Genomic DNA, 8,153 nt, shown 5'->3' on the forward strand with positions numbered 1-8,153 from the left:
TCATCTATTTGAAATTGTGAAGCCTTAGCCTTTGACAGCGCCAACGGTGATGCCTTTGATAAAATAGCGCTGCACAAACGGATAAAATAATATCACCGGCCCCGTCGCCACGATCGCCGTCGCCATCTTCATCGATTCAAGCGGCACATCACGCAGTTCCACGTTCGACGCAGCGGCTGAATTTCGGATGAAGTCCGCACTGGTGATCACGTTATATAGGAACAGCTGCAACGGGCGGTACTTCATGTCCGGGGATAAGAACAACATGGAGTTATACCATTCATTCCAATACCCCAAGGCGATAAACAAGCCGATTGTGGCCAAAGCGGGCGTTGTCATCGGTAAGATCAGGCGGATAAAGATGGTGAAATCCCCCGCCCCATCGATTTTGGCTGATTCCGTGATCGCATGAGGTATGGAACGAACAAAGCTTTTCATCATGATGATTAAGAATGGACTAAGCAGACCAGGCAGCAAGACAGCCAAGTAGTTATCCTTCAGGCCCAAATACTGTGTCACTAGTAAGTAAAACGGAACCAGTCCGCCGCTGAACAGGGTCGTAAAGTAGATAAAGAAAGAGATGCGGTTCCGGTAAGCAAAATCGGGCCGTTGCAGTGCATACCCCGTCATCGCCACCAAGAATAACCCCAACGCGGTACCGCAGATCGTGATACCGATGGTGACAAGATATGAGCCGATGATGAGATCCGGATTTTCGAAGACGATTTTGTATGCGAAGGTGCTGAATTCCCGGGGCCAGAAATTGAAACCAAACCGTTTGATCGCCGCTTCCGACGTAAAGGATGTGCCAAGGACCAGCAGGAAGGGCAGCAAACAACATAAGGCGAAGAAGCCGATAAACAAGTAGCCGACGATTTTGACGATGATACCGCCGAGATCGGTGCGGATACTTCGCGTTTCATGAACGTCATCCATGCCTTGCACCTCCTAGAAGAGTGAGTTGTCGGGCGAAACCTTCTTGACCAGCCAGTTGGCGGTAATCACCACCACAAATCCAAACACGGATTGATAGAGGCTGACGGCGCTCCCGATCGAGAAGTTGAAGTTGGTCATAAGAGCGCGGAACACATACGTTTCGATGATATCGGTCGTCGCGTACAACGCGGTGTTGTTGGCTCCCACCAGGTTGAAGAATAAGCCGAAGTTCCCGCGCAGGATGCCGCCCAGCGAAAACAGGAGCAGAATGATAAAGGTGGGCTTCAGCCAAGGAAGCACAATATATCGGATGCGCTGGAAGGCGCCGGCCCCATCGATTTCCGCTGCTTCGACAATTTCGTTATCCAGCCCCATAATGGCTGCAAAATAGACGATCGATCCATACCCTGTCGATTGCCATAAGTAGGTCAGCACGATAATAAACGGCCAGATCGTTGCGTTCGAATACGTCTTTACCGGATCAAATCCCAGCGATGTCAAAATGCTGTTGAGCAGACCATAGTCGTAGCTCAGCACGTTATAAGCGATCAGACCAATCAGAACCGCCGAAATAAAGTGCGGCAGGAACATCAAGGTTTGAGTTAGCTTTTTAAACCATTTGAGACGAAGTTCGTTCAGGAACACCGCAACGGTAATCTGCAAGACGTTCCCTAGCAGGATGAAGGCCAAGTTATAAACCACCGTGTTAAACGTCAGCCGCCACAAATCCCCCGTCATTACAAGAAATCTGAAGTTATCGAACCCCACGAACGGACTCTTAAATATCCCATCTGTATAGTTGTACTTGATAAAAGCCAGATACAAGCCGGGCATCGGCAAATACGCGAAAATGATAAAGAAGATGATCGCCGGCAGACACATCAGAAGCAGCGTTTTATTGCTCCATAACCGTTTGAACCATCCTTGTTGACGCATCCGATAAAGCTGCGGCCGCTGGCGAACCTCTGTTGGTGTCGGGATTTCCATAGGCCTCCCCCCCTTTCTATACGGAAATAAACTCCAGCTTCTCTAAGCTGCCTGCATCCTGTTCATCCACGGCTTCGAGAAAAATTGACAGCTGCGCTTGGCCTGCCTGAAACCATGGACCCGGCAAATAAAAGGAGTCCGCGCTGCCGCCGGTCATCATCGGCCTTCCTTCCCCTCCTGGCAGCCACAGCCTGCCGACGATCCGCTCCTCCATAAACACCGTAAGCTTTAATCCCGAGCCTGCGGCACGGACCCTCCAACCTTTGCCTTGTGCAGAATTCGGAATGGAAGCGAATAACCATCCGGCTTCACCGGAGGTCAGTGTCAACGGTAATTCAAGCGGAGTTGCGTTGGCAATTTCTTGATCGGCTGCAGCCTTCAGCTCAGCTTCCTCCGCTGCCATGATCGTATACGCCGAAGCTTCAATCCCTTCATAGACCAACACTTGACCGGTGTGATGTCCCATCGTTCGTTCCAAATAGACCTCTAGGAGCAGTTCCTGTCCCGGGGTAACAAACGGCTTCAAATCGATAAATGGATCCAGCGGATGGATAAGGCCGACATCAATACCGTTCACCCAAAGCCGCGCATACCCTTGAAAGTTCTGAAAATGCAGCGTCCACGAATCTCCGCCAGCCCCGGGAATATACGTTCTGCGGAAGATCATTTGGGACGGATAGTCCGCAGACAACCAGCTTCCAAAACTAACGACGGGCCATAGCGCTTCGTCCGGCTGTGTGAGCGTGTCTTGCCACGAACGGTCGACCTTCGGATGCACGCGCCAATTCGAGGTAATGTTGTGGACAGCGGTGATGGTCGCAATCCCCTTGAACCCTTTCAGGGAAGGCAAGCGCAGTGCCGGGAGCCGGAGGTCATCGAAGTTGCTGTGGCCCCAAATCTCCACTCGTGCTTGCAGCTTCTTCGCTTCTCGTCCGCTTGCTGGGACAAACATGCTGGCTCCACCGGGAGTAAATGTACCGAGGTACGTCCCATCCGCATACAGCGAAACGACATCACTTGCCTGACGCACCAGAAATCCATGCATCTGGTGCTTATCGGCATCCCAATTGGTCTCGGCCTCATACCAGGCGTATCCGCGGTAAACGCCAAGCCGTTCCAAGAATTCGGCCTTCGCCCCTTTCGTCTGTGCCGTCGCAGCTTGGATTGGCGCCTTCCAGCCCTTCCTCGCCACAAACCGCCAATCGAGTGCTGCTGGCGCAGGGTCAGGTTCATTCGAGACCGGTGGATCCTCGGTTATGGTGATGCTCCCATCCAAATAAATCGCTTCGGTCCGAAGCGCATTGAGACGGCTTGTGACAATGACCGTACAACGTTGCCCTTCCTTCAGTTCAAACCGACATAACGCCGTCTCGGCTCCAGACAGTTGCAAGATCAGCTGACCCTCGCGATGAATGACCTGCATCCCCTCAGTCATTGGATTATTGGCAACATCAACGGATAGGATGATCTCCGCGTTATCCCCCTCCTTGTGAAACGCGAGAACCACCCCGTCCTTCTGCTGTTCTGCCATGTAAAGCTCTGCTGTGGAGGATACGAGATGTCCTGGAACTCCCCAGTTCGATAGCGGCACCATTGCTGGCAGCGCCAAGGATCTCGAAGCAGCCAAGGTCAATGTCCCCGTAGATGAAGCCTGGCTCGCATCCTCATGGTGCAAGCTGATTTGCTTGGACCGCTCTTCACCATTGGTCACAAAAATCAGCTCTCCGCCGCCTTTCAGACGCAGCACATACGGACCAAATACCCCCTCCTTCTCGCCAGCAACAGACCATTTGCTCTCGGAATCCGGCTCAGATTCCGCAATCGCACGGCCATAGGCACGAATTAACCTGGAGAGAAGCTTCGCCTCCTTCACTTCTTCACGGAGATGGCCTTCCGGCGAAATCATGCCTCCGAAATCATAATCCGAGGTCAAGAAAGCCAGCGGCTTCCCCCAGTTATTCGTCGCATTGGTGAAGCCGAAATTGGTGCCCGACGCCTGCAGATAAGGACCTAACAGCTTGGCTCCAGCGGACAGCAGTCTGCGCAGCAAGTAATGGCTCCGGTTCGTTTCGGTAACGAGCAGCGGAAGACCCAGTCTGTGAAGCACCTCCCGATAATGCAACACCTTGTGCTCGAAATCAGGATCCCGATCATTCGGATAGAAGTTACAGGTCGGCACAATGCCTTCCGTTAACCCGGATGCCTGCACTAAGCCGCCTTGACCGGCACAAGCAATCAGCGGAACGGTTAAACCATGTGTTGCAGCCATGTCTCGCAGTGCCGCCATATAACCTGCCGGGTCGGAGCAATCATAGAAGTCGAGTTCATTTTCAAGCTGAACGAAAATAACGCTGCCTCCGTTCGTCACTTCATGACGATGAAGGATCGGTAATATCTGCGCATACCACCTAGCCACATGCTGCAAGAACGCTGGATCATTATCTCTGATTCGTAGAGCCGGCTCTTTGGCGTACAAATACGCAGGCAGGCTGCCGCCATCCCATTCAGAGCAAATATACGGTCCAGGGCGGGCGATCACCCATAATCCCGCCTCACTGGCTAGTTGCAAAAACCGATCTGCATCCCGCATCCCGGTGAACTCCCAGGTCCCCTCCTGAAGCTCATGGAAATTCCAAGGAAAATAGACGTCGATGCAGTTATAGCCGGCTTCTCTCACCTGCTGGAGCCGTTCTTGCCATAACTCGGGGGGAATCCGGAAATAAAAGAGTGAAGCACAAAGCAGGATCACGCTCTCCCCACGGATGTTAACCGCTTGGCCAGATAGACTTACAACGGATTCGGATTCGATACGCGTACTCATAGCGACCACTCCTAGCGTCTGTATTATTAAATTTTAATGAATCCCATTTCATGAAACCCGTTACATTTTAAGCGATTAAATTAGAGTGAAACGGGTTTCACATTGAATCAAACGCAAAGATTCGGTTGTTACGCCAAGAATTGTTCGGATTGATGCTTCTCTTCGGAGTTGATAAAAGAAGTAAAGTTTCGTTGCATTTAGTGGAGGGTGAAAAAAGGAAGAATTACCTGCGAATGAAATGTAAGGGCTTTCTTGCAGTTATTCTAGCCCAGCCTAATTTAAGTTGTCAATTCCTTTTTTTCGGAGGCGGGTGCAAAGCTCCTAACCCTAGTTAAGAGCCGCAGTAGACTCGCGAATAACCAGTTCCGGCTTCAGCAAGGTCGTTTTGTTCACCTTGGACTTCGTAATCATCTGGTGCAGGACTTCCCCCGCCGTTCGACCGAGCTCATGAGCATGCAGTGAAATGGTCGTCAGTTCTGGAGTGCTGTAGGAGGCAAACGGTGTATCATCATATCCGATAATCGAGAGGTCTTCAGGGACACGCAACCCTGCTTTAACCGCCGCCTTTAACACGCCGATCGCAACTAAGTCGTTCAGACAGAAGATCGCCGTCGGCCGCTTAGGCATCTGAAGCAATTGATTCATAAACATCATGCCGCTGTCGACGGAAAAACCACCATGCATCACCCACTCTTTGCGCACCTCGAGCCCCGACTGCACCATTTTCTTCAAGAAAGCGCTCGTCCGCTGCTGGGTGTTGGACATCTGACGGTAGCCGCCTACAATCGCGATGTCGCGATGCCCGAGTTCAATCAAATGCTCAGCCGCCAATTCCGCGCCATGCCGTTCATCCACGGCCACACGATTCAGGCCAGATTTAGGAAGTCGGCCGTTGACCAACAGAACCGGCAGCCTTTTGCCGATCTCAGCTACCTCCTCAACCAGTTGCGTGTCAGGTTTGGCCAAATCTACCCGTCCTCCCATCATGACGATCCCGTCCACCTGTTTCTCTGCGAGCGCATTTAAATATTGCGATTCGCGGACATATTGCTCTTCGCTGTCCACGCTGGCTGAGACCGTGTCGCACAGAAAGTAAGTATACCCTTGCTTACGCGCTTCCAGATCAAACCCGGACAACACTTCGGGAAAAAACGGATTTGTAATATCCGGAAGAATAATGCCGATCATCCCCGTTTCCTTCTTCGACAAACTTCGTGCTAGCGCATTAGGTTGAAACTGGTATTTGTTAATGAGTTCGTTGATGCGTTCCCGGGTTTCCTTTTTCACAGGTGCGGTATTGTTCAGGACGCGTGACACGGTAGCAACGGATACATTCGCTTCTTTGGCAATATCGTAGACTGTAATCGGTTTCATAATTTCACCTGCCCATAAATTAGTAGCCCAGATTACCCCCAGTATATCAATATTTCCAGCATTTGAGAATAGAACAAGCGAATACCGTTCCCTCCCGCCCAGATCTCATAACAAAACAGGCCCTCTCCTTTTGGAGAAAGGCCTGTTTCCATTAAGACTGCGTTTGATCTTGCTCCGAATTGCTGTTTTCGGGCTCGGCGGAGGTCACATCCGACTGCCCCGGCAGAAAGCCAGTTCGGATGTGCGGGCTCGTATCTTCATAGATCGTGCGCGGATCCCCATCCGTTTCGATGTTTTGGTGCTCCTGATTTGGCATATTTATATCCCCCTTTTCGCTAAAATAGCGTCTCCTGTATCTCCATTTTTCATGCAATTTCGATCAAACCAAGCGATTTCAATCCAGGTGAGATTCATCCATAGGATATATTTGCTATATTTAATGATTGGTGTTTTGAATGACGAAGATTTGACTCTAGGATGACGGATAACGCATTAGAATGAAGTCAACTCATCGCTGAATATGCAAAGTTTTATCGATCCTTATGAAGTTTTGTCAAAGCTATTGAAATATACAATAACATATATTAAATATAGCTTGTAAGCCCTTCCAATCCCATCCAAATCGATCAGGAGGTGGTATATCGAAGGATTGATTGGGACAAGTCACTTCGCATTTTATCCTAAGAAGAGAGGTGTCGAAATAATGTTGCGCAAATGGATCACGCTTGGTTTAGCAGTCGTATGTACGTTAACCCTGCCTTTAGGAGCCTCCGCAGACAGCTCGGTTTCAGCGGATCTAAACAAGAAGAGCGGTATCGTATGGCCGAAGAATCAGGAGCTCCCTACCTTCGCCAAAGTTAAGCGCTTGGATGTAGCTCAAGTGTACAACAAGCCCGGGGACATCGAGCTTCTGCTGACAACGCTTCAAGGGATCGTTAACCGCAAGGAACCCCGAATTTACGTGCAGCAGAATGAGAAAGATCCTTGGTTAAACGATATCAAGGTGCCTTATCAGATTCATGAAAACCCGCTGGACATTGTCAAGGCGTATGCCAAGGAGGTTAAGGGTATCATCATCTATGACCCGGCCGTGCCCGATTCAATTAATGTAGCGACGACCCTCGCCGGTTTGAAAGACGCTGTTGTAGCGAGCCCAGAATTGGCCCAAGAACTGGCTGCAGCCCCCTATCGTTTGCGCGTCGTTGAGGACTTGCAAGGGAAATTCGAAGATCGGATGGAGGCTTATACTTGGCAGTACGAGCATTTATGGAGTCAAACGACAAAGCGGATGCTGGTAGGTCTCAGTCCGAATACGTCCATCCCGCTCCCTCCGGATAACTGGGATTCGTTCCGCACGGTGCTCACCGAACCGGAGCAAATCCGGGATGCCAGCAATCGGAGAACGTATGAACTGGATTTGACCGAGTTCTTAGGCGGAGAGGCTGTCTACCTGCGGTTCCAGGATGCATACACCCAGGACGGTTGGGGCCCTGCCGTTCATGAGATCAGCGTATTGGCAGACGGTCAGGAGATTGTTCATTTTGAGACCGGTACGCCGGAAGAAGAACCGTATTTGTATGACCGTCACGGCTCCAAGTTTTTGCCGGGAGCAGACCACCGGTTTGCCGACAACGGCAACTATTTCGTCTACGAATTTATTCCACCGGCGGGAACCCAGCATTTAACCGTTAGCGTCGAAATGTGGAATCAATTTAAAGTTTCCGCCAGCCAAGTGAAGCCGCTCTCCTCTGAAACGAAGGAGCCGTTCGGTTACCTCCGCGATTACGCGGTAGCCAACAAAGCGATGGTGTTCTGGCTTTCCAGCGGAGTACCTGAACAAAGGGCGTTGTTCGAACGGATTTTAGCGGATGTGGAACCAGGAACACCGTATTTGGGTTGGTTTGATAATGATGTGGAAGGCGAAATCGCCGGGGTTGACCTGACCTCTAGTTATGGCGTTTATGTCCTGCCTTCCGACTGGTTCCATAATATGACGGTCATGGCGGGGACGAAAGCGAAGCCGGCCAAGCCGAAC

Annotated in this window: 6 protein-coding genes; 1 reads left to right on the top strand and 5 read right to left on the bottom strand. The window is 50.9% G+C overall.

Going from position 1 to position 8,153, the window contains the following annotated elements; translation table 11 throughout:
• Window positions 1-24 precede the first annotated feature (24 nt).
• The 5 genes from PBA01S_RS01740 to PBA01S_RS22650 form a co-directional block, all read right to left on the bottom strand.
• A complete protein-coding gene (locus tag PBA01S_RS01740) occupies window positions 25-936 on the bottom strand; it encodes a carbohydrate ABC transporter permease (RefSeq protein ID WP_016312166.1) in 912 nt (303 codons plus the stop codon).
• 12 nt (window positions 937-948) lie between these two features.
• Window positions 949-1,872, bottom strand: a complete 924-nt coding sequence (locus PBA01S_RS01745) for an ABC transporter permease (protein ID WP_036624835.1) — start codon at window positions 1,870-1,872, stop codon at window positions 949-951.
• 67 nt (window positions 1,873-1,939) lie between these two features.
• Window positions 1,940-4,744 (bottom strand): beta-galactosidase, encoded by a 2,805-nt coding sequence (locus PBA01S_RS01750; RefSeq protein ID WP_127575166.1) that lies wholly within the window; start codon window positions 4,742-4,744, stop codon window positions 1,940-1,942.
• Window positions 4,745-5,071: 327 nt separating this feature from the next.
• Window positions 5,072-6,118 (bottom strand): LacI family DNA-binding transcriptional regulator, encoded by a 1,047-nt coding sequence (locus PBA01S_RS01755; protein WP_016312169.1) that lies wholly within the window; start codon window positions 6,116-6,118, stop codon window positions 5,072-5,074.
• Window positions 6,119-6,269: 151 nt separating this feature from the next.
• The gene (locus tag PBA01S_RS22650) at window positions 6,270-6,434 is read right to left on the bottom strand and encodes a hypothetical protein (RefSeq protein WP_157268743.1); all 165 of its coding nucleotides are present in this window, start codon (window positions 6,432-6,434) and stop codon (window positions 6,270-6,272) included.
• 387 nt (window positions 6,435-6,821) lie between these two features.
• Between PBA01S_RS22650 and PBA01S_RS01760 the strand changes: the two genes are divergently transcribed.
• Window positions 6,822-8,153: GxGYxYP domain-containing protein (locus PBA01S_RS01760; protein ID WP_304363566.1), on the top strand; the 1,332-nt coding region annotated here is incomplete at its 3' end.

Origin of the sequence: Paenibacillus barengoltzii NBRC 101215, assembly GCF_004000745.1 — a bacterium.
GTDB classification, from domain to species: Bacteria; Bacillota; Bacilli; order Paenibacillales; family Paenibacillaceae; genus Fontibacillus; species Fontibacillus barengoltzii.

Excerpts from the sequence above, each read along its gene's own strand:
- PBA01S_RS01740 (WP_016312166.1), bottom strand. The coding sequence starts at position 936 with ATGGATGACGTTCATGAAACGCGAAGTATCCGCACCGATCTCGGCGGT.
- PBA01S_RS01745 (WP_036624835.1), bottom strand. The coding sequence starts at position 1,872 with ATGCGTCAACAAGGATGGTTCAAACGGTTATGGAGCAATAAAACGCTG.
- PBA01S_RS01750 (WP_127575166.1), bottom strand. The coding sequence starts at position 4,744 with ATGAGTACGCGTATCGAATCCGAATCCGTTGTAAGTCTATCTGGCCAA.
- PBA01S_RS01755 (WP_016312169.1), bottom strand. The coding sequence starts at position 6,118 with ATGAAACCGATTACAGTCTACGATATTGCCAAAGAAGCGAATGTATCC.
- PBA01S_RS22650 (WP_157268743.1), bottom strand. The coding sequence starts at position 6,434 with ATGCCAAATCAGGAGCACCAAAACATCGAAACGGATGGGGATCCGCGC.